Annotated in this window: 22 protein-coding genes; 11 read left to right on the top strand and 11 right to left on the bottom strand. The window is 75.6% G+C overall.

The genetic code is table 11. The features are described 5' to 3' along the window. Positions 1-20 precede the first annotated feature (20 nt). The gene (locus CNX65_RS22070) at positions 21-431 is read left to right on the top strand and encodes an STAS domain-containing protein (protein WP_096495474.1); all 411 of its coding nucleotides are present in this window, start codon (positions 21-23) and stop codon (positions 429-431) included. 212 nt (positions 432-643) lie between these two features. Further along, positions 644-1,837 carry a glycosyltransferase gene (locus tag CNX65_RS22075; RefSeq protein ID WP_177154305.1) on the top strand — a complete coding sequence of 398 codons (1,194 nt, stop codon included), beginning with the start codon at positions 644-646 and terminating at the stop codon, positions 1,835-1,837. A 3-nt stretch (positions 1,838-1,840) separates the two neighbouring features. Here the strand turns inward: CNX65_RS22075 and CNX65_RS22080 are convergent, their stop codons facing one another. The 3 genes from CNX65_RS22080 to CNX65_RS22090 all read right to left on the bottom strand — a co-directional run bounded on the left by CNX65_RS22080 (position 1,841) and on the right by CNX65_RS22090 (position 4,660). Continuing rightward, on the bottom strand, positions 1,841-2,803 hold the full coding sequence (locus CNX65_RS22080) for a protein kinase family protein (RefSeq protein ID WP_096495475.1): 963 nt from the start codon (positions 2,801-2,803) through the stop codon (positions 1,841-1,843). 34 nt (positions 2,804-2,837) lie between these two features. Beyond that, positions 2,838-3,356 carry a Rossmann-fold NAD(P)-binding domain-containing protein gene (locus CNX65_RS22085; RefSeq protein WP_157767781.1) on the bottom strand — a complete coding sequence of 173 codons (519 nt, stop codon included), beginning with the start codon at positions 3,354-3,356 and terminating at the stop codon, positions 2,838-2,840. A 110-nt stretch (positions 3,357-3,466) separates the two neighbouring features. Then, positions 3,467-4,660, bottom strand: coding sequence for an esterase-like activity of phytase family protein (locus tag CNX65_RS22090; protein ID WP_096495477.1), 1,194 nt, complete (start codon positions 4,658-4,660; stop codon positions 3,467-3,469). Positions 4,661-5,547: 887 nt separating this feature from the next. Between CNX65_RS22090 and CNX65_RS37950 the strand changes: the two genes are divergently transcribed. Together CNX65_RS37950 and CNX65_RS35575 are read left to right on the top strand one after the other, a co-directional pair. Beyond that, positions 5,548-5,682: a hypothetical protein gene (locus CNX65_RS37950; protein ID WP_269770707.1), complete on the top strand. Its 135-nt coding sequence runs from the start codon at positions 5,548-5,550 to the stop codon at positions 5,680-5,682. 95 nt (positions 5,683-5,777) lie between these two features. Further along, positions 5,778-6,173, top strand: a complete 396-nt coding sequence (locus tag CNX65_RS35575; protein ID WP_157767782.1) for a Fur family transcriptional regulator — start codon at positions 5,778-5,780, stop codon at positions 6,171-6,173. Between the two features lie 72 nt (positions 6,174-6,245). On the opposite strand, the gene rpmF is transcribed toward CNX65_RS35575, so the two are convergent. The 4 genes from rpmF to CNX65_RS22115 all read right to left on the bottom strand — a co-directional run bounded on the left by rpmF (position 6,246) and on the right by CNX65_RS22115 (position 9,348). Continuing rightward, a complete protein-coding gene (rpmF, locus tag CNX65_RS22100; RefSeq protein WP_096495479.1) occupies positions 6,246-6,407 on the bottom strand; it encodes a 50S ribosomal protein L32 in 162 nt (53 codons plus the stop codon). Next, a complete protein-coding gene (locus tag CNX65_RS22105) occupies positions 6,407-6,658 on the bottom strand; it encodes a type B 50S ribosomal protein L31 (RefSeq protein ID WP_096495480.1) in 252 nt (83 codons plus the stop codon). The genes rpmF and CNX65_RS22105 overlap by 1 nt, the downstream gene beginning before the upstream one ends. After that, complete coding sequence (gene mrf, locus CNX65_RS22110; RefSeq protein ID WP_218180570.1) at positions 6,655-7,767, bottom strand: ribosome hibernation factor-recruiting GTPase MRF; 1,113 nt, start codon at positions 7,765-7,767, stop codon at positions 6,655-6,657. Before mrf ends, CNX65_RS22105 begins: the two co-directional genes overlap by 4 nt. A gap of 108 nt (positions 7,768-7,875) precedes the next feature. Then, on the bottom strand, positions 7,876-9,348 hold the full coding sequence (locus CNX65_RS22115) for a catalase (protein ID WP_096495482.1): 1,473 nt from the start codon (positions 9,346-9,348) through the stop codon (positions 7,876-7,878). 146 nt (positions 9,349-9,494) lie between these two features. Here CNX65_RS22115 and CNX65_RS22120 point away from each other — a divergent pair, with 146 nt between their 5' ends. The 4 genes from CNX65_RS22120 (at position 9,495) to CNX65_RS22135 (ending at position 12,203) form a co-directional block, all read left to right on the top strand. Further along, entirely contained in the window at positions 9,495-10,169 is a 675-nt protein-coding gene (locus tag CNX65_RS22120) for a type 1 glutamine amidotransferase (RefSeq protein WP_096495483.1), read from the top strand. Beyond that, positions 10,166-10,858: an MOSC domain-containing protein gene (locus tag CNX65_RS22125; protein ID WP_096495484.1), complete on the top strand. Its 693-nt coding sequence runs from the start codon at positions 10,166-10,168 to the stop codon at positions 10,856-10,858. Before CNX65_RS22120 ends, CNX65_RS22125 begins: the two co-directional genes overlap by 4 nt. A gap of 58 nt (positions 10,859-10,916) precedes the next feature. Next, the gene (locus CNX65_RS22130) at positions 10,917-11,462 is read left to right on the top strand and encodes a carboxymuconolactone decarboxylase family protein (RefSeq protein ID WP_096495485.1); all 546 of its coding nucleotides are present in this window, start codon (positions 10,917-10,919) and stop codon (positions 11,460-11,462) included. A 147-nt stretch (positions 11,463-11,609) separates the two neighbouring features. Further along, complete coding sequence (locus tag CNX65_RS22135) at positions 11,610-12,203, top strand: MarR family winged helix-turn-helix transcriptional regulator (protein WP_096495486.1); 594 nt, start codon at positions 11,610-11,612, stop codon at positions 12,201-12,203. 26 nt (positions 12,204-12,229) lie between these two features. Here CNX65_RS22135 and CNX65_RS22140 read toward each other — a convergent pair whose 3' ends face one another. Then, the gene (locus CNX65_RS22140; protein ID WP_096495487.1) at positions 12,230-13,186 is read right to left on the bottom strand and encodes an AraC family transcriptional regulator; all 957 of its coding nucleotides are present in this window, start codon (positions 13,184-13,186) and stop codon (positions 12,230-12,232) included. Between the two features lie 149 nt (positions 13,187-13,335). Between CNX65_RS22140 and CNX65_RS22145 the strand changes: the two genes are divergently transcribed. Continuing rightward, positions 13,336-14,247 carry a zinc-binding dehydrogenase gene (locus CNX65_RS22145; RefSeq protein WP_096495488.1) on the top strand — a complete coding sequence of 304 codons (912 nt, stop codon included), beginning with the start codon at positions 13,336-13,338 and terminating at the stop codon, positions 14,245-14,247. Between the two features lie 6 nt (positions 14,248-14,253). On the opposite strand, the gene CNX65_RS22150 is transcribed toward CNX65_RS22145, so the two are convergent. Continuing rightward, on the bottom strand, positions 14,254-15,267 hold the full coding sequence (locus CNX65_RS22150) for an AraC family transcriptional regulator (protein ID WP_096495489.1): 1,014 nt from the start codon (positions 15,265-15,267) through the stop codon (positions 14,254-14,256). Positions 15,268-15,393: 126 nt separating this feature from the next. Between CNX65_RS22150 and CNX65_RS22155 the strand changes: the two genes are divergently transcribed. After that, the gene (locus CNX65_RS22155) at positions 15,394-16,302 is read left to right on the top strand and encodes a zinc-binding dehydrogenase (protein WP_096495490.1); all 909 of its coding nucleotides are present in this window, start codon (positions 15,394-15,396) and stop codon (positions 16,300-16,302) included. A gap of 32 nt (positions 16,303-16,334) precedes the next feature. Here CNX65_RS22155 and CNX65_RS22160 read toward each other — a convergent pair whose 3' ends face one another. Next, positions 16,335-17,411 (bottom strand): PP2C family protein-serine/threonine phosphatase, encoded by a 1,077-nt coding sequence (locus CNX65_RS22160; protein WP_198320532.1) that lies wholly within the window; start codon positions 17,409-17,411, stop codon positions 16,335-16,337. 502 nt (positions 17,412-17,913) lie between these two features. Continuing rightward, positions 17,914-18,852: an NmrA family NAD(P)-binding protein gene (locus CNX65_RS22170; protein WP_096495492.1), complete on the bottom strand. Its 939-nt coding sequence runs from the start codon at positions 18,850-18,852 to the stop codon at positions 17,914-17,916. 139 nt (positions 18,853-18,991) lie between these two features. Between CNX65_RS22170 and CNX65_RS22175 the strand changes: the two genes are divergently transcribed. After that, positions 18,992-19,882 carry a LysR family transcriptional regulator gene (locus tag CNX65_RS22175; protein WP_198320533.1) on the top strand — a complete coding sequence of 297 codons (891 nt, stop codon included), beginning with the start codon at positions 18,992-18,994 and terminating at the stop codon, positions 19,880-19,882. Positions 19,883-20,004: the final 122 nt, after the last annotated feature.

A 20,004-nucleotide genomic window follows, 5' to 3' on the forward strand; every position in this document is an offset into this window, starting at 1 on the left:
CCGGAGATGAGCTCTGGACCATGTGCCCCGTTTCCTCCGCGCTCCCCCTCGCCTCGGCGCTCGGCGCCGCACCGGACGCCGCCCCGGCCGACGCGGTCGTCGTCCGGGTGTCCGGCGAGCTGGACGCCTCCACCACCGGGCCGCTGCGCGCGCGGCTGTTCGACGAGGTCTCGCGCTCACCCTCCGCGCTGGTGGTCGACCTGAGCGCGGTGACCTTCTGCTCGGCCGCCGCGCTGGGCCTGCTGCTCGCGACGACGGCTGCGGCCGAGCGGCTCGGCGTGCGCTGGGCGCTGGTCGGCGGTCAGCGCGCGGTGCGCAGACCGATCACGGCCGCCGGGCTCGACGCCGCGCTGCGGCCTCGCGATGACGTGGCGTCGGCGCTCACCGCGCTGGCGCTGCCGGGCCTGCGGGGCGCCGACCCGCTCGGGTAGCGATTGACGAAAAAAACCGTCCGGGAATTCTCCGCGTTTTCCCGGACGGTTCTTCAGCGCGTTCAAGAAACGCGCGGCAAACCTTCCACCAGGGAAAACAGTTCCAACAAAAACCCAACGGGACGTTTTACCCGATTCTGAGTGGAGAGAAATAAGGACAGGGAGAACTCGGTTCCGCGAACGCGGGGCCGCTCGATCGTGGAGGTGGGTTCGTGAGGATCGCGATGGTGTCGGAGCACGCCAGTCCCCTGGTGGCGCCCGGCGGTGTGGCCTCGGGCGCGCGGAACGTGCACGTGGCGGAGCTGTCGGCCGCCCTGGTCCGGCGGGGGCACGAGGTCGTCGTGCACACCCGCCGCACCCGCGTCGACCAGCAGGACCTGGTGCGCGCGCCGGAGGGGTACGAGGTGGTGCACGTGCCCGCCGGGCCCGCCGAGCCCGCGCCCGAGGCGGACCTGCTCCCGCACACCGGGCCGTTCGCCCGGTGCCTGAGGCGGCGCTGGGCGACCTCGCCGCCCGACCTGGTACACGCGCACTCCTGGACGTCCGGGCTGGCCGCGCTGCTGGGCGCGCGCGGGCTGGGCGTGCCGGTGGTGCAGACCTTCCACGGGCTGGGCGCGGTCGAGCGGGGGCGCGGGGGCGACGGCGGGGTGGCGGTGCGGGCGCAGACCGAGCAGCTGATCTGCCGCGAGGTCGACGGGATCGTGGCCACCTCGGAGGCGGAGGCGTTCGAGCTGGTCAGCGCGGGGACGCCGAGACCGCTGGTGTCGGTGGTGCCGTTCGGGGTGGACACGGCGCTGTTCTCGCGGCGCGAGCCCGAGGAGCACGCGGGGCTGCTGCGGCGGGTGGTGTGCGCGGGAAGCCTGGCGTCGCGCAACGGGTTCGCGGACGTGATCAGCGCGATGGGCGGGGTGCCGGACGCGGAGCTGGTGATCGCGGGCGGGCCCGCGGACGTGGAGCGGGACCCGGAGGCGCGCAGGCTCGTCGAGCACGCCCAGCGGCGCGGGGTGGCCGGGCGGGTGCGGCTGGTCGGGGCGGTGGGCCGGGAGGCGATGCCCGCGCTGCTGAAGTCGGCGGACGCGGTGGTGTGCGCGCCCTGGCACGAGCCGTTCGGGCTGGTGCCGCTGGAGGCCATGGCCTGCGGGGTGCCGGTGGTGGCGACCTCGGTGGGCGGGCTGGTGGACAGCGTCCTGGACGGGGTGACGGGGCGGTTGGTGCCGCCGCGCGACCCGAGGGCGCTGGCGCTGGCGCTGCGGGCGCTGCTGGCGGACCGGACGCGGCGGGAGGCGTACGGGGAGGCCGGGGTGGACCGGGTCAGGGCCCGGTACACGTGGGAGCGGGTCGCCGAGGAGACCGAGCGGGTGTACGCGCGGGCCGGGGCGGGGGCCGGGCTGGCCGGGGTGGGGTGAGGGTCAGGGGGCCGAGTGGCGGGCGGTGAGCTCGCCGTCGAACAGGCGCCACCAGAGGTCGTTCACGGCCGCCGCGGCGGGGGCGTGCTCGGTGATGAGGCGGGCCACGGGCGGGGGCACGTCGCGCGGGGCGCCGCCCTGCGCGTAGCGGCGCACGTGGGCGTTGCGGGCGGCCAGGTCCTCGGGCGCGTGGGTGGTGGTGACCAGCCAGTTCACCAGGCGCATGGCGGTGTGGTCGGCGTCGTGGCCCGCGTGGTGGCGGGCGAACTCGCGCTCGGCCGGGGAGAGGTCGTGGTGCGGGGAGAGGGCGAGGCCGAAGTCGGTGAGGTGGACGCGGCCTTCGGCCACGCGCAGGTTGCCGAAGTGGGCGTCCATGTGGAGCAGGCCGAGGCGGCGCAGGGACGTCGTGATGTCGGCGAGCCGGCGCGCCAGTGCCTCGGCCTTGGCCAGGGGGTCGTCGCGGAGCCAGTCCTCCGGGGAGAGGGGGAGGTGCTCGGTGACCAGGACGAGGCTGCTCGGGGCCGCGGCGAGGGCTTCGAGGCGGGCGCGGGTGGCGGGGTCGTCGGCCGGGGCCCGGTCGGCGGTCAGCGGGGGCCCGCCGGGGAGGACGCGCCAGTGGTGCAGCAGCGGGAACGCGGTGGCCTCGCCCGCCAGGACCGCCCCGGTGACGCGCTCGCAGGCGTCCAGCTCGCGCCAGGCGGAGAAGCTCGGGCCGCCGAGGCCGTACTGGTGGTGCAGGGGGAGGTCGAACAGGTTGGCGGTGGAGCGCGGGTGGGCGAGCTCGCGGGTGGTCAGGGGGACGCGCTTGGCGAACACCGGCGCGCCCGCCACGTCCAGGACCAGTGCCTCCCCGCCGACGCCGACGCCGATCCTCCCGGCCGCGGCGAGCCGGGCGGCGAGCTCCTCGTCGGGCAGGGCGGCGAGGGCGGCGGCGAGGGCGTGGTGGCGGGCGGTCCTGGTGGGCACGGGGTGATCGTGCCTGCGCGGGTCGAGCCCCCGGTCAGCGGGCGCAGCGCAGCGCCACGGCCCGCGCGACCCGGTCGTGGGCGGCCGGGGCGTCGTCCGGGTCGTGCGCGGGGACGGGGACCACGTCGACCAGCAGGTCCAGGTCCGCCAGGGGTTCCACCGGGTCGGCGCCGGGACCGGTGAGCAGCACCAGGCGGCCTGCCGCGACCTTCGCCTGGCCCTCCGCCGCCGGGCGCAGCGGGGCCGGGGTGGCGCGGTGCACGCAGGCGTCCAGGCGGTCGTGGCGCTCGTGGACGCCCTCCAGGAGCTCCAGCCACGCGTCGGCGTCGTGCGGGGGCAGCTCGACCAGCGTGGCCGGGCCGGGTCTGCCGGTCAGGACCAGGCGGGCCCGGTCGACGTCCACGTCCTTCGGCGGGAAGGTCACGACGACGTGCGCGCCCGAGTCGCAGAGCGCCGCCGCCACGGCCAGCGCCACGCCGTGCGCCCCGTCCGCCACCACCACGACCCGGCCGGTCAACTCGAGCAGGTCGTCCGCGCACCAGTTCCCGATCACGCCCAGCACCTCCGCCGATGAGCGTAAGCCTGGGCGGTTCGCGGGGTGACAGGGGGTTTGACCTGAGCGAACGGGCCGGGGACTCCGGGTCCCCGGCCCGTCGCGGAGGGTCACCCGCGCAGCACGCGCGGGTCGGCGTCGAGGTCGTCGCCGAGCTTGAGGGTGATGAACTCGTTGTCGTCCGGCTCGCCGGGGGTGCGGCCGGAGGAGGAGGGGAAGTTGTTGTCGTTCAGGACGGCGATGGTGCGGTCGTCCAGGATCAGCAGGCCCTCGACGGTGGTGAACGGGAAGGTGAACCTCTCCGGGAACCCGCCGATCCGGCGCGGGTTCGCGATGTCCATGAGGTCGGCCACCAGGGTCTTGTCCAGGGCGCCGTCGCGGTCGCGGTCGCGCTTGTCGACCAGGTAGACCTTCTTCTCCCTCGCGGCGGCGCCCTCGTTGCCGTCGCGCTCGATCACCAGGAGGCGGTTGCGGTCGACGGCCACCGCGTCGCCGATGGCGTGCTCCGGCCTGTCCAGGCGGTAGAGCCACTTCTTGCCGGTGAAGCGGTTCCCGGCGACGTCGAACTCGTTCAGGCGCAGGGTTCCTGGCGCGTCACCGACGACCGGGCCCTCCAGGAGCGCGTCGAGGGCGCGGCCGTCCGGGGACAGCGCCAGGCCCTCGAAACCCTTGCTGCCGCCCAGGTTCGGGGAGCCCTCGGGGTTCTCCGGGGCGCGCACGCCGGGCAGCGGCGACGGCGGGGCGAGGAGCCTGCCCGCGCGGTCGAAGTGCAGCAGGTAGGGGCCGAACTCGTCGCCGATCCAGTAGGTGCCGTCGGCGCCGCGCTGGATCGACTCGACGTCCAGGTCGGCGCCGGTGAGGACGCGGTCGGCCCTGGTGAGGGGGAACGGGACGTGGCGGTTCGGGTCGGTCAGGTTCAGGCCGCCGACGACGTCCACGGCGCCGGAGGCGAAGTCCGGGGCGATCCGCTGGATCCGCAGGACGAAGTCGGCGCTGTTGGCCCTGGTGCCGTAGCCGTTGTCGGAGAGCACGTCGAAGGTGCCGTCCGCGTTGCGCAGCACACCGCTGAAGCCCTGCACGGGCTGGTCGGCGAACGGGGGCACGACGCCGTTGACGGGCGCGGTCCCGAGCGCCGAGCCGGAGGGCTCGCTGGCGGGCACGGAGGTCTCGGCGGGCAGCGCGGCGAACCGGGTCAATGTGGCCCGCCCGTACCCGCGCTCCCCGACGGCGACGCCGCTCTGCGCGGTGACCAGGCAGGTCACCGCCAGCCCGACCGCTACCGACCTCTTGGCGAACTTCCTCATGGCGGCTCCATCCAGGTGCGTCCCGACGTCCGAGGCGTCGGGAACGCTAGGCGGCCGGGGTGAACCGGGGGTGGCCGTGCGGGGGACGTGGGACGAAGACGATCACGGGGTGGGGGCGGGCGGCGCGGAGCGGACCTCGCGCCCGGTCGCGCGACCGTCCACTCCGGACTGACCTCGCGCGCGACCCGCTCCGCGCCGACCAGCGCGTCCAGCCAGTCCGGCTCCGGCGCGCGGCCGGGACGTCGACGTCCCGGCCGGAGGCGAGCACCGCGCCTGGCACCGGGAACGGGGAGGCCACCAGGAGGTTCCCCTGGGCCGGCTGGAGCGCGGTGGTCCACGGCGAGCGGCACGCGCGGAACTCGGTCCAGCCCTCGTGCAGGTCGCGCCACAGCGAGGGGGGAGGAGGCGTCGACCAGCCGGGACGGCCGGCTGGCGACCACTCCCCCGCCGAGCAGGCAGCCGACGACGGCGACCACGCCGCAGGTGGCGACGATCCCGAGGTCGGTGGCCGAGCCGCCGCCGTCGAGCACGGCGAGCGCGAGCGCCGCGGGGGCCAACCCAGAACCGGTCAGCGAGGTGGCCGCACCGAGGAAGAAGCGCCGGAACGCCGGACCGGCCCACAACTCGCCCCGCTCCGGCGACCCGCTCTCCACCCGGCCAGCCCCATCGCCCACCCGCGATCGCCAGGCCGACGATGGGCCGCCGCGGGTGGACGGGACGAGCACCCTGTTCGACGTCGGGGGCGAGCGGGTCGAGGGGCGCGCGCCGGTCGGGCGCGACCCGGCGGGGGTGGAGTGGAGGGTGGCGCCGATCCGGGTCGCGCCGGACGGGAGCCTGGCGGACGCGCGGCGGTTCGGGGAGGAGTTCGTGGACGCGGGGACGTGTTCGTGGACGAGTCGCCGGAGCGGAACCCGGTGGGGATCGGCGAGGTCGTGACCACGTGGGAGGACGAGCACGGGCAGTGGGACCTGGCGGTGGTGCGGGTCCGAGCGCGGGGTCGGCCGGGCCGACCGAGCAATTGAAAACGATTGTCTTTTCCCATAAGATCCTCCCCACCTGCGAGGGGAGGCCTATGCGGTTCGGGCGCGACGGTTCCGGTGCCGGTGGTGGGGTTCGGTTGACCGCCCGGCGCAGGGCGGTGTTGGGCGCGCTGGGCGGGTTGCCCGGTCCCGCCAGCGCGCAGGTCGTGCACCGGCGGGTCCGGGCGGACGGGGAGCGGATCGGGTTGACCGGGGTGTACCGGTTGCTCGCGATCCTGGTCGACGCCGGGCTCGCCGGGGTGACCAAGGACAGCGGGGGCAGGCACCTGTTCCACCTGCGGGTCGACTCCTCGCACGACCACCACCTGCTGTGCGGCGGTTGCGGGCGGGCCGAGCGGGTGGACGCCGGGTGCGTGCTGGGGTGGGCCGAGACGGCCGCCGCCGCGCACGGGTTCCGGGACGTGAGCGTGTCCATCGTGCTCAGCGGGGTGTGCCCGGAGTGCGGGAAGGCGGAGCCGGGGGCGGACCGGTAGGGTCCGGCGCCCCGGCTCCGCCTGCGCGCTCGCCGCAGCGGGGAGCGGGGGGATCGGTGCGGCGAGCGCGGGTCAGAGCAGGCCGCGGCGGTAGGCGGCCACCAGCCTCCTGGGAACGAGCTGCTCGCGGCCGTCCAGGGTCTTCACCGGCACCAGGTCCGACACGGCCGCCTTCCACTGGGAACGGCGGTGGCGGGTGTTGCTGCGCGAGGTCTTGCGCTTGGGCACGGCCATCAGCGGGCCCGCTTCCCGTAGCGGCGGTTGAACTTCTCCACCCGGCCCGCCGTGTCCATGACCCGCTGGTTGCCCGTCCAGAACGGGTGCGAGTCCGAGGTGACGTCGACCGTGATGAGCGGGTAGGTGTTGCCGTCCTCCCACTCCACGGTCGCCGTCGACGTGGCCGTCGACCGGGTCAGGAACGACTTGCCCGTCGACTGGTCGCGGAAGACCACCGGGTGGTAGTCGGGGTGGATGCCCTGCTTCACAGCTCCTCCATCTCATCGTTGCGGTTGCTCTCGTCGCGCCACTCGGCGAACGGGTCGGCGAACTCCAGCTCGTCGGCGAGCGCCAGCTCCTCGTCGGTGACGAGCGCGTCGCGCAGCACGGCGGTGATCTCGTCGGGCGAGGCGCTGCGGGTGATCACCACGAGCTCCTGGGCGCGGTCGCCGAACTCCGGGTCCCAGTCGGCGGCGGCGGCGAGCCTGCGCTCGACGGGGGCGTCGGACCAGTCGTCGAACGCGGCGAGCCAGCACCCGAGGTTGCCGACGTTGAGCCCGCCGCCCGCCGATTCCAGCCACAGCGCGGTGTCCGGCTGGCTGACCAGCCACACCCGGCCGCGCGTGCGGACGACGCCGTCGAGCAGCACGTCCAGCGCGTCGTGCAGGCGCATCGGGTGGAACGGGCGGCGTGCGGTGAAGTGGACGACGGCGACGCCGTGCGCGGGCTCCAGGGGCGGCTGGCCGCGCAGGAGCGCGCCGAAGCCGTCGTCGAACCGGCCGCGCCGGGCGTCGGCGGGCACCGCGTCCAGCAGCGCGGCGGCGTCGAGACCGCGGCGGTCGCGGCGCGGGGCGCGCGGGTTGAGCCGGTCGAGCACCGCGTCCAGCTCGGGGTCGGGGTCGTCGCCGACGAGCACGAGCGCGTCGGCGAACTCGGCCTGCCCCACCACGACCTGCGCGACGGTCCGGTCGTCCCCGTCGGCGGCGGCCAGACCCCGGTCGGCCATGTCGTCCTCGCCGGTGGCGTCGGCCAGCCAGGTGGCCCGGTCGACCACGGACACGACGGCGTCGACGCGCACGTCGACCTCGCGCAGCGCGAAGCAGACCGCCTCGGGTTCGAGCGCGGGGTCCAGGTGCGCGACGACCCGCCCGCCGAGGCTCTCCAGCAGCGGGAGCAGGTCGAGGCGCAGGGTGCAGGAGACGCAGCCGTGGGCGAGTTCGAGCACGGTCAGCTCGCCGTCGACCCACCGCCGCACGATCCCCTGGGCGAGCTCGCGCAGGTCGTGCCGCACCAGCACCGCTCCGGGCGAGGCGAGCCAGATCTCCTGGGCGACGTCGTGGTCGGCGAGCCCGGCCACCAGTACGACCTCTGTTCGCATGGCGCCCACTCTAACGGAAACGATTGTCATTTCCGAACAGGGGGTGCCCGCGCGTCGCGGCGGCCGGGTCCCCGGCGTTCCCGCGAGGGAGCGCCGGGGACCCTCGGGTCACAGCGCGCCGGCCGCCTCGCAGGCCCGCCGCACCAGCTCCCCGTACTCGGGGTCGGCCTTGGCGCAGTTGCCGATGTGCCGCTCCACGGTCTCCCGCAGCGCGCCCTTGATCGCCCGCGCCGTGTTCTCCGCCAGCACCACCCGCTGCTCCGCGCTCATCAACCGGAACAGCTCACCCGGCTGCTCGTAGTAGTTGTCGTCGTCGGCCCGGAAGTCGTGCCGGTCCGCGACCGCCCCCACCGCCAGCGGCGGCTCGGCGTGCTCGGGCTGCTCGGCCCACCGCCCGTAGCTGTTGGGCTCCACGCCGGGCAGCCCGCCCTGGTTGCCGTCCACCCGCATCGACCCGTCGCGGTGGTAGCTGTTGACCACCGTCGCCGCGCGCGGCTGGTTCACCGGGATCTGGTGGTGGTTCACCCCGAGCCGGTAGCGCGCGGTGTCGCCGTACGAGAAGAGCCTGCCCTGCAACATCTTGTCCGGGCTCAGCGAGATCCCCGGCACGACGTTGGCCGGGCTGAACGCGGCCTGCTCGACGTCCGCGAAGTAGTTCTCCGGGTTGCGGTCGAGCACCAGCTCGCCGACCTCGATCAGCGGGTAGTCCTTCTTGCTCCACACCTTCGTCAGGTCGAACGGGTGGAACCGGTAGGTCTCGGCGTCGCGCTCCGGCATGACCTGGACGCTCAACGTCCACTTGGGATGGTCGCCGCGCTCGATCGCCTCGTACAGGTCCCGGTGGTGCGACTCGCGGTCGCGGCCGATCAGCTCGCCCGCCTGCGCGTCGGTCAGGTTCTCGATGCCCTGCCGGGTGCGGAAGTGGAACTTCACCCAGTGTCGCTCCCCCGCCGCGTTGACCATGCTGAACGCGTGCGACCCGAACCCGTGCATGTGCCGGTAGGAGCGCGGGATGCCCCGGTCGCTCATGGTGATCGTGATCTGGAGCAGCGCCTCCGGCAGCCGGGTCCAGAACCCCCAGTTGTTCTCGGGGTTGCGCATGTTCGTCCTCGGGTCGCGCTTGACCGCGCGGTTGAGGTCGGGGAACTTCAGCGGGTCGCGGATGAAGAACACCGGGGTGTTGTTGCCGACCACGTCCCAGTTGCCCTGCTCGGTGTAGAAGCGCACGGCGAACCCCCGGATGTCGCGCTCGGCGTCGGCCGCGCCGCGCTCGCCCGCGACGGTGGAGAACCGCACGAACGTCCCGCACTCGTTGCCGACCTCGGCGAACAGCGCGGCCTTGGTGTACCGGGTGATGTCGCCGGTCACGGTGAACCTCCCGAACGCGCCGGACCCCTTGGCGTGCATCCGCCGCTCGGGGATGACCTCGCGGTCGAAGTGGGCGAGCTTCTCCAGGAACCACAGGTCCTGCAACAACATCGGGCCGCGCGGACCGGCGGTGAGGCTGTTCTGGTTGTCCGCGACCGGCGCGCCCGCCGCCGTGGTCAGCGGGTCGGTGTTGTCGCTGTCCTCGAACGTCATCGTCGGGTTTCCCCCTGCTCCTGGTGAGCGCCGGGACCGCTGGTGACCACGGTCACGTCGCTCAGACTTGTTAGGACTCCTACCCACTATGGCAGTATCTGCGGGGCGGGCACAACGCAGGGCGGCGAAGCGGGGAGGTGGCGGGGATGCGGGCGGCGGTGATCCAGCACGTGCCCTTCGAGGGACCGGCTCTGGTCGAGTCGGCGCTGGTCGGGGGCGGGTTCGCGGTGCGGCTGGTCCGGGTGGACCTGGGCGCGGCGCTCCCGGACGTGGCCGACGTCGACGTGCTCGTCGTGCTCGGCGGGCCGATGGGGGCCTTCGACGACCTCACCCACCCGCGCCTGGCGGACGAGCGGGAGCTGATCCGGCGGTGCGTCCGGGCCGGGGTCCCGGTGCTGGGCGTCTGCCTGGGGGCGCAGCTGCTCGCCGGGGCGCTGGGGGCGGCGGTGTCGCGGGGCGAGCGGGCCGAGGTCGGCGTGGGCGAGGTCGTGCTCACGGCGGGCGGGCTGGCCGACCCGGTGCTCGGACCGTCCCGCCCGGCGCTGCCGGTCGTGCACTGGCACCACGACACCTTCGCGCTGCCCGAGGGGGCCACGCTGCTCGCGACGTCGGAGCAGTACCGGCACCAGGCGTTCCGGGTCGGCGCGTCCTACGGGTTCCAGTTCCACGTCGAGCTGGACGCCGACGCGCTCGCCGCGCTCGCCCCGCACCTGCCGCCGGACGCCACCGTCACCGCCGAACAGGCGAGCGCGGTCGCCGCCGAGGGCGCGCGGGTGCTCGACCGGTGGGTCGGGCACGCGCTGCGCGGGGCCGTCCGATGAGCGCCGCGCGGGTGCTGGCGGTGTCCACCGGGGCGGTGCGGGCGCTGCCGTGGCGCGGGCGCGAGGTGCGCACCGGAATCCGGAAGTCCCCGGTCACCGGCCCGGTGGCGGTCACGGCGCTGGGACTTGCCGGTGACGAGCAGGCCGACCTCGAGCACCACGGCGGCCCCGACAAGGCCGTGCTGCTCTACCCGTCCGAGCACTACGCGCTCTGGGCGCCCGAGCTGGGCGGGCTGGTCGCGCCCGCGTTCGGCGAGAACCTGACCACCGCCGGGCTCGTGGAGTCCGAGGTGCTGCTGGGCGCGGTGTACCGGGCAGGCACGGCCGTGCTCCAGGTGACCCAGCCGCGCCGCCCCTGCTACAAGCTCGCCGTCCACCACGGGGTCCCCGACCTCGCGGTCACCACCCAGCGCACCGGCCGCACCGGCTTCTACTGCCGCGTGCTCACCCCCGGCCACGTCCAGGCCGGTGACCCGCTGGTCCAGCTCGACCGCCCCGACCACGGCGTCACCGCCGCCGAGGCGCACCGGGTGCTCAACGTCGACCGCGCCGACCGGGACGCCTGCCTGCGCCTGCTCGCGCACCCCGAGGTGCTGCCCGCGCAGTGGGTCGACCTGCTGCGCGACCGCCTGTCCGGGCGGCTGGACGACCAGTCCGGCCGGCTGGACGGCCCCACCGCTCCCGCGTGACCCGACCGGGTCCGCGCGGTGTCCGCAGAAGAGTTCCACAACCAGAGGAGTCGTAGAGATGTCCCGTGTGAAGCTGATCGACGCCCAGACCGCGACCGGCGAGGCCAAGCCGCTGCTGGACGAGGTGACCGGCGCGTTCGGCGTGACGCCCGCGATGTTCAAGGCCGTCGCGAACTCCCCCGCCGCGCTGAAGATGATGTGGGCCGGCTTCGGCGCCCTCGGCGAGGGCAAGCTCGGGTCGCGGCTGGGCGAGCAGATCGCGGTCCTGGTCGCCGACCGCAACGCCTGCGAGTACTGCCTGGCCGCGCACACCGCGCTCGGCCGCAAGGCCGGGGTGTCCTCCGAGGACATGCGCCAGGCCCAGGCCGGGCACTCGCACGACCCGCGCACCCAGGCGGCGCTGGAGTTCAGCGAGAAGCTGGTGCGCGAGCGCGCCCAGGTCACCGACGCGGACGTGGACGCGCTGCGGGCGGCGGGCTTCGACGACGAGGCGATCGTGGAGCTGATCGCGCACGTGGCGCTGAACCTGTTCACCAACTACATCAACGTCGCCCTCGGCGTGCCGGTGGACTTCCCGAAGGTCGCGCTGCGCAAGGCGGTGTGAGCGTGGCCGCGTGGACCGGACGGGTGGCCGCCCGCCCGGCCCGCGCGGATCCCACCACCGGGTGGGGGACGTCCTCGGTCGGGGGTCCCCACCCGGTCCCACCAGTATCATCGCGGCGGTCGGTGGTGCGGCGGCGAGGGGGTGGGTGTGGAGCGGAGCGGCCTGGACCGGCGGTTGGCGGACGCGGTCGAGCGGGTGGGCCACGGTCTGCGCGCGCTGTCCCAGCGCACCGCCCGCGAGCACGGGCTCACCCCGCTCCAGCAGCAGGTGGTGCTGGCGCTCACCGCGCAGCCCGAGGTCAGGCGGGAGGTGAGCGCGCTGGCGGCCGAGTTCGACGTCACCAAGGCGACCACGTCCGACGCGGTCAGCGCGCTGGAGCGCAAGGGCCTGATCACCCGCACGCCCGGCCAGGACGGGCGCAGGCGGCTGCTGGCGCTCACCGACGACGGCGCGGAGGTCGCGCGGGCCCTCGAACCGTGGGACGAGCCGCTGCTGCGCGTGCTCCGGGACGTGCCGGAGGCGGACCGGGCGACCACCCTGCACACGCTGCTGCGGGTGATCGCCGGGTTGCAGCGCAGCGGGGTGGTGAGCGTGGCGCGCACCTGCGTGAGCTGCCGCTTCTTCCGCCCGGACGTGCGACCCGACCCGGTCGCGCCGCACCACTGCGGGCTGCTGGACGCGCCGCTGCCGCTGGCCGAGCTGCGCGTGGACTGCCTGGAGCACGAGCCCGCCACGACGTGACCCTGGCGGTGACGTGACCTTGGCGGTCAGGACGCGGCGCGCTCGATCCCGGCGCCGGAGGGCTCGGGGTGCGGCGCCTGTCCCCGGCAGCGGGCCAGGAACCGGTGCTCGCTGGGCGAGCGCCCGCGCGAGCGCTGGAACGCCCGGCTGAACGCCTTGGCCGACCCGTACCCGACCGACGACGCCACCGACTCGACCGGCTCGTCCGTGTCCCGCAACCGGATCGCCGCCAGGTCCATCCGCAACCGGGTCAGGTAGGCCCCCGGCGACTCGCCGAGCGCGGCCGGGAACCGGCGGGACAGGGTCGCGCGCGAGACGTTGACCGCCGACGCCAGGTTCGCGGTCGTCCACGCCCGCGCCGGGTGCCGGTGCAGCCGGGTGAGCGCCTCCCTGACCAGCGGGTCCAGCAGCGCCCCCAGCCACGAGCCCGCCCGCTCCGCCGGGTTGGCCGCCAGCCACGCGCGGGCGAACTGCACCAGCAGGAGGTCCACGATGCTGTTCACGGCCGCCGTCGTGCCGAACTGCGGCTCCGCCAGCTCGGCCGCGAGCAGCGCGGCGGTCGCGGCCAGCTGCGGGCGCTCCCCCGCCGTGATGAGCACCGGCGCGTCGTCGGGGAACAGCGACTCGCCCAGCTCGTACCGCAGGGTGATCATGCGGGTGTCGACCGGCCCGTCGCCGAGCCGCAGCGCCCGCCCGGTGGCCTGCGCCGCCTCGGCGGCCCGCTGGTCGCACGGCCTCGGCCTGGTGCCCGGCGCGCCGGAGGTGCCGTGCGCGAGGCCCTGCGGCACGAGCACCGCGTCCCCCGCGCCGACCCGCAGCGCGGGGCCGCCCGCCGAGAGCCACACCTCGCCCTCGGTCACCAGGTGCAGCGCGGCCCAGGGCAGCGGGTCGAGGCGGGTGCTCCAGGCGCCGCCCGCCTCCAGCCGCACGCCGAGCGACCCTCGGGCCCCGCGCACCCGCAGGGCATCGGCCAGCACGTCCATGCCGCACATCATCGCACCGCGGCGGGCCCGCGCCGCCGCGCTGAGGCAGACGGCGACCTGGTTGACGCACCGGGCCGTGGCGGGGACCGGGTCGGCGGGCAGAGCATCGGCGGGGAAGGCGAACCGTTGAGCTGCAAGGAGAACGTCCAGTGCGCGCACTAGTGGTCGACCACGCCGGTCCCGGTCCCGTCCGGTTCGCGGAGGTCGCCGAGCCGGAACCGGCGCCGCACGAGGCGCTGATCGAGGTCAGGCACATCTCGCTGAACTTCGGCGAGCTCAAGCACACCCGGCTGTGGCCGGACGGCGGGGTCCACGGGCACGACGCGTCGGGCGTGGTGCTGCGGGCCGCCGCCGACGGGTCGGGTCCGGCGGTGGGCAGCCGGGTGGTGCTGGGCACGGCGCCGCACGCGTGGGCGGAGCGGATCGCGGTGGAGCCGAAGTGGTTGGCGGTGGTGCCGGACGGGGTGGACCTGGCCGACGCGGCGGCGATCGGCGTCGTGGGGAGCACGGCGCTGCGGGTGCTGCGGACCCGGTCGGTGCTGGGGCGCGAGGTGCTGGTCACCGGCGCGAGCGGCGGGGTCGGGCGGTTCGCGGTGCAGCTGGCGGCGCTGGCCGGGGCGCGGGTGAGCGCGCTGGTCGGGTCGCCGGAGCGGGCCGAGGGGTTGCGCGAGCTGGGGGCGCGGCGGGTCGCGGTGTCGGTGGCCGAGCTGGAGGGCGGGTTCGACCTGGTGGTCGACACCGTCGGCGGGCCGCAGCTGGCCGAGGTGTGGGAGCGGGTGGCGGCCGGTGGTGACGTGCAACTGGTGGGCGAGGCCTCCGGTGAGCCGGTGGTGTTCGCGCCGGGGGCGCTGTTCGCGATCGGCGAGCCGAAGACGGTGACCACGTTCTGCGACGTGGACTCGGCGGTGACCGGGGAGCTGGAGGTGCTGCTGGACCTGATGGCGCGGGGGCTGCTGTCGGCCGAGGTGGGGTTGCGCGGGGACTGGGCCGGGGTGGACGGGGCGGTGCGGGCGCTGTTCGCGCGCGAGGTGCGCGGGAAGGTCGTGCTGGACGTGTCCTGACGGAGGTCAGGACACGTCGCAGGCGAGGGCGGCGGGTGGTTCGGCGGGTGCGGGCAGCTCCGCGATCGGCAGGTCGGGAACCCCCTGCCCGGCGACCACCGCCGCCCGGCCCCGGTGGCGGGCCCGGAACCGGTAGTCGCTGGGCGAGCGCCCGCGCGAGCGCTGGAACGCCCGGCTGAACGCCTTGCCCGAGCCGTACCCGACCGCCTCCGCGACCGATTCGAGCGGCTCGTCGGTGTCCCGCAACCGGATCGCGGCCAGGTCCATCCGCAACCGGGTCAGGTAGGCGCCCGGCGGTTCGCCCAGCGCCAGCGGGAACCGGCGGGACAGGGTGGCCCGCGAGACGTTGAGCGCCGACGCCAGGTTCGCGGTCGTCCACGCCCGCGCGGGCTCGCCGTGCATCCTGGTAAGCGCTTCCCGCACCAGCGGGTCCAGCAGCGCCCCCAGCCACGACCGGGAGCGCCCGGCCGGGTTCGCCGCCAGCCACGCGCGGGCGAAGTGCACCAGCAGCAGGTCCACGATGCTGTTGACGGCGGCGGTCGTGCCGAACTGCGGTTCGGCCAGCTCGGCGGCCAGCAGCGCGGCGGTCGCGGCCAGCTGCGGGCGCTCCTCGGCGGTGACCAGCACCGGGAGGGCGCCGGGGAACAGCGAGTCGCCCAGCTCGTAGTAGGCGGTGATCAGCCGGGCGCGCACCGGCCCGTCGCCCAGCCGCAGGGCCGCGCCCGAGGCCATCGCCGCGCGCGCGGCGTCCAGGTCGCACCGCTCGGCGGGCGCGCCCGGCTCGCCGACCAGCACGTGCGGCACCCGCTCCGGCACGAACACCGCGCCGCCCGCGTCGATCCGCAGCGCGGACCCGCTGGTGCCCAACCACACCCGGCCCTCGGTCACCAGGTACAACGAGGCCAGCGGGAGGGCGTCGACGCGCGCGCCCCAGCAGCCGCCCGCCTCCAGCCGGACCCCCAGAGACCCCCGCGCGCCGCGCATCCGCAGCGCGTCAGCCAGCACGTCCACGCCGGACATCATGACACCTGAGCGACCCTCGGGTGAGGCAGACGGCTACCTGAACGACGCAGCGGGTAGTGGCCCGAGGGCGCGCGGGCGCGGAACATCGTTGATCCACCCCTAGGGCGAAAGCGAGCGAGCCAGGTGCGCGCACTGGTGGTCGACCACGCCGAGGCCGGGCCGATCCGGTTGGCGGAGGTCGCCGAGCCCGACCCCGCCCCGCACGAGTGCCTGGTCGCCGTCTCGCACATCGGGCTCAACCCGTGCGACCTGGAGCACGCCGGGCGAAGACCGGGCGGTTCGGTCCACGGCCGGGACGCGTCGGGCGTGGTGGTCGCGGCGGCGGCGGACGGGTCGGGGCCCGCGGTGGGCAGCCGGGTCGCGGTGGGGCGGGCGTGGGGCGCGTGGGCGGAGCGGGCCGCGGTGGACGCGCGGCTGCTGGCGGTGGTGCCGGACGGGGTGGAGCTGGCCGACGCGGCGGCGCTGGGGGTGGCGGGGACGACGGCGCTGCGGGTGCTGCGGACCCGGTCGGTGCTGGGGCGCGAGGTGCTGGTCACCGGGGCCAGCGGCGGGGTCGGGCGGTTCGCGGTGCAGCTGGCGGCGCTGGCGGGGGCGCGGGTGAGCGCGCTGGTCGGGTCGCCGAAGCGGGCGGAGGGGCTGCGGGGGTTGGGGGCGAGCTGGGCGGGGGTGCTGGCGGACCTGCGCGGGGAGTTCGACCTGGTGGTCGACACGGTGGGCGGGCCGCAGCTGGCCGACGTGTGGGAGCGGGTGGCGCCGGGCGGCGACCTGCGGCTGGTGGGGGTGGCGTCCGGGGAGCGGACGGTGTTCGGGCCCGGCGAGCTGTTCGCGCTGGGGCAGGCGCGGACGATCAGCACGTTCGGCGAGGAGCTGCCGGGGGTGGACGGGGAGCTGGCGGTGCTGCTGGGACTGATGGCGCGCGGGCGGCTGTCCGCCGAGGTCGGGCTGCGCGGGGACTGGCACGAGCTGCGGGGCGCGGCGATGGCGCTGTTCGCGCGCGAGGTGCGGGGGAAGGTCGTGCTGGACGTGTTCTGACCGGGGCGGGCAGCCCCGCCCCGGTCCGCGGGTCAGGGCGTGGTCGGCCAGGTCAGGGCGAAGGTCGCGACGGCGGCGGCGACCACGATCACCACGGCGATCACGATCGGCGCCCACCGCTTGCCGGACTTCTCGCCGGGCTGGTCGGCCTTCTCGCCCTTGCGCTTCTTCTTGCCCTTCTCGCCGGTCTCGGCGGTCTCCGGCTGGTTCGGCACGCGCAGCACCTGCGTGGGCCCCGGCGCGTCCTGCTGGCCGGGCAGCGGCACCTCCTGCGTCGGGCCGGGCTCGCCGTCGACCGGGAGCTGCGAGCGGACCGGCAGGAGCTGGGTCTGCGCCGGGATCGGGGTGGTCGGCTGCACCTCCACCGGCTGCGTCACGCCCGGCGGCACGTCGTCGTCGACGACGTCGGCGACGATCACCGACACGTTGTCCGGGCCACCTCCCGCGAGCGCCAGGCTGATCAGGGTGTCCGCGCAGGTCACGACGTCGCCCTCGCGCATGGCGCGCTCGATGGCCTCGAAGTCGACAACGTCCGACAGGCCGTCCGAGCAGAGCAGGAACCGGTCGCCCGCGCGCGCCCGGCGCAGGTGCGTGGTCGGCTCGACCTGGTCGTTGCCGACCAGCACGCGCAGCACGATGGAGCGCTTCGGGTGGACCTCGGCCTCCTCCTGCGTGATGTAGCCGGCGTCCACCAGCGACTGCACGAAGCTGTCGTCCTTGGTCATCTGGTCGAGCGCGCCGTCGCGCATCCGGTAGGTGCGCGAGTCGCCGATGTTGAGCAGCACGACCCACTCCCCGCCGAACAGCACGGCGGTCAGGGTGGTGCCCATCGAGGCGAGCGCGGGATTGGCCGCGACCAGGTCGTTGATGGCCGAGTTGCCCGACTCGACGGCGGCGTGCAGCTGCTCGATCGGGTCACCGGTGAGCCGGTGGTCGTCGAGCGGGGCGAGCGCCCCGATCACGGCCTTGCTGGCGACCTCGCCCCCCGCGTGCCCACCCATGCCGTCCGCGACCGCCAGCAGGCGGGGACCCGCGTACAGGGAGTCCTCGTTGTTCTGGCGGACCAGGCCGCGATCGCTGCGGGCGGCGTAGTTCAGCACGAGTGCCATGCCGTCACTCTAGCCAGCCTGGCGCGGTGCTCCGACCCGTGGATTGGGCTCGCGCGGCGCGGCGGTCCGGGGCCTGGGGGCGGGCGCCGTTCCGGGCCGCCGGGCGGGGGCGCTTCCCGTTGCCGCGCAAGGGGTTTCAGCGGGGCTGCCGGGTCACCCGGACGCGCTGCGACATCGGTGCGGCCCCGCGGTGATCGGCTGCCCCGCGCCCGGTGGCATCGTCCCTGCTCACGGCCCTGACCACGGGGACCGCGCAGACCGGCGCGCCGCTCCCCGCGAACGCCACCCCCGTGACGTCCCTGCCGTTCACCGAGGAGGCGGCCGTGTGGCCGGGTGAGGCCCGTGGGCACGGCGGCCCGAGGACGCTCGAGCTGACCGGGGGCGCGACCTGCTCCGTGCGCCTGGCCACGCCGAGCGACGAGCACGCGCCGGCGTCCGCGGTGGGCCTCGCGCTCCCCGCAGGCCGCCGGTGGTGGCGGCCTGCGGGGGCCTGCGTGCCCGGTCAGGCCGCCTCGCCGGTCCAGCCCGTGGCGCGCAGCCAGTCCTCGAACGTCTTCAGGCCGGGGTGCAGGCGGCGCAGGGCGGGGAGGTCGCGGTCCAGGTCGGCGATCGGCCTGGTCTGGAAGAACTCGAACATCGACGCGAAGTCGTGGCCGCCGCCCGCCCTCATCGCCTCCAGCGGGACGGGCAGGTAGGCGCTGGGGATGCCGGTGACGCGCTCGAAGGTCGCCGCGATCTCCGCGCCGGTGGGGCTGTCGGCCACCACGGCCAGGTCGCGCGCGCCCCAGCCGTGCCAGTCCTCGAACATCCTGGCCGCGAACCACGCGATGTCGTCCAGCGCGATCAGCGGGTAGCGGCCCCGCTCACCGAGGGGGACGCGGAACAGCGCGCCGGTGCGGCCGTCCGGCAGGGTGGTGCGCTCCGGGGGCAGGCTGACCGGGAAGTTCTCGTAGTACGGGGCGGTGGTCAGCACCGACGTGCTGCGGGTGTGCCAGCCCTCCTCGCCGCGCTCGGCCTCCTCCGCGCGGTGGGTGTGGACGTGCGCGGCCACCCCGGCCTTCGCGTCGTAGTGGGACATCCGGACCCGGCCGCCGGTCAGCGCCGACACACCGTCCAAAGAGGACCAGATGAAGCGCGCCACCCCCGCCTCCCGCGCCGCTTCCAGGGCGGTGACGCCCTGGCGGTGCTCGGCCAGGACCCCGCCCGCGCCGAAGTGGTCGGTGTTGCAGAACACCTGGTCCACGCCCTCCAGCGCGGCCCGCAGCGTCCCCGGCTCGTCCAGGTCGCCCTTCGCCGTGCCCGCGCCCAGGTCGCGCAGCGCCCGCGCCCGTGTCGATTCCGGGTCGCGGGTGAACGCGGTCACGGTCCCCGCGCCCAGCAGGGCCCGCACCACCCTCGACCCCATCAACCCGGTCCCGCCGATCACCAGCGTGCTCGTCACCGGTGGCTCCTCTCCTCGTTGTGCCCGTCCGGCCCCGACTGTCCGGCCGCGCGCCCCCGCGGATCCAATGCCCGGTGCGGCGGGCGCGATGCCCCGGAGGCATCGGACGTGCTCGGGGGCCGCCGGCTAGGGTGGCGGTGTGCCCAGCGACACGCCGTTCCCGGTGGACCTCGACCTGCGGGTGGTCCGGTACTTCGTCGCGGTGGCCGGGCACGAGCACTTCGGGCGGGCGGCCGAGGAGTGCCTGGTGGGACAGCCGTCGTTGAGCAGGCAGATCCGGGGGTTGGAGCGGCGCCTGGGCGTGGCGCTGTTCCGGCGCACGCCGCGCGGCGCGGTGCCGACCTGCGCGGGGGCGGCGTTCCTGCCGCACGCGGAGCGGTTGCTGCGGGTCGCGGACGGGGCGGTCGCCGCCGCCCGCGCCGCGGGGGGACCGGAGCGGCTGGTGGTCGGGTACGCGCCGGGGCTGTCGGTGACCGGGGCCGTCCGGTCGGTGCGCGAGCGGGCGCCGGGCGTGGCGGTGCGCAGCGTGCACCTGGGGTGGAACGACGCCGCGACCGCGCTGCGGGAGGGGCGGGTCGACGCGGTCGTCGCGCGGATGCCGCTGCGCACCGAGCGGCTGCGGGTGACCCGGCTGTACGACGAGCCGCGCATGGTCGTGCTGCCCCGGTGGCACCGGCTCGCCGGGCGGGAGTCGGTGGCGCTGGCGGACATCCGCGACGAGCGGCTGCCCACGACCACCGGCTCGACCCCGGAGTGCTCGGCCCACTGGCGGCTGGAGCCGAGGCCCGGTGGGGGGAGCGCGCCCGAGGGGCCGGAGCTGGAGTCGCCGGACGACGTGTGGGACTGCGTCGCGGGAGGTGAGGCGCTGGCGGTGGTGGCGCGCGACCACGGGCGGGTGGTGCCGCCGGAGCTGACCGTGCTGCCGCTGCGCGAGGAGCCGACGACCGTCGTGGTGGCCGCGCGGCAGGGGGACGGGCGGGGGCTGGTCGCGGCGTTCGAGCGGGCCGCCGGGACCGCCCTGTCCCGGTAGGAGGGCTTCCGGCTCCTGCCCCGGTGTGGCCGGGGACGGTGCTGGCGACCGGGATCACCGTGATCGACACCGCGGCGGCCGGGCGCCACGACGCGGTGCGCGCGGTGCCCCCGGACGGGGTG

It is taken from the genome of Actinosynnema pretiosum (assembly GCF_002354875.1).
Classification (GTDB): Bacteria; Actinomycetota; Actinomycetes; order Mycobacteriales; family Pseudonocardiaceae; genus Actinosynnema; species Actinosynnema auranticum.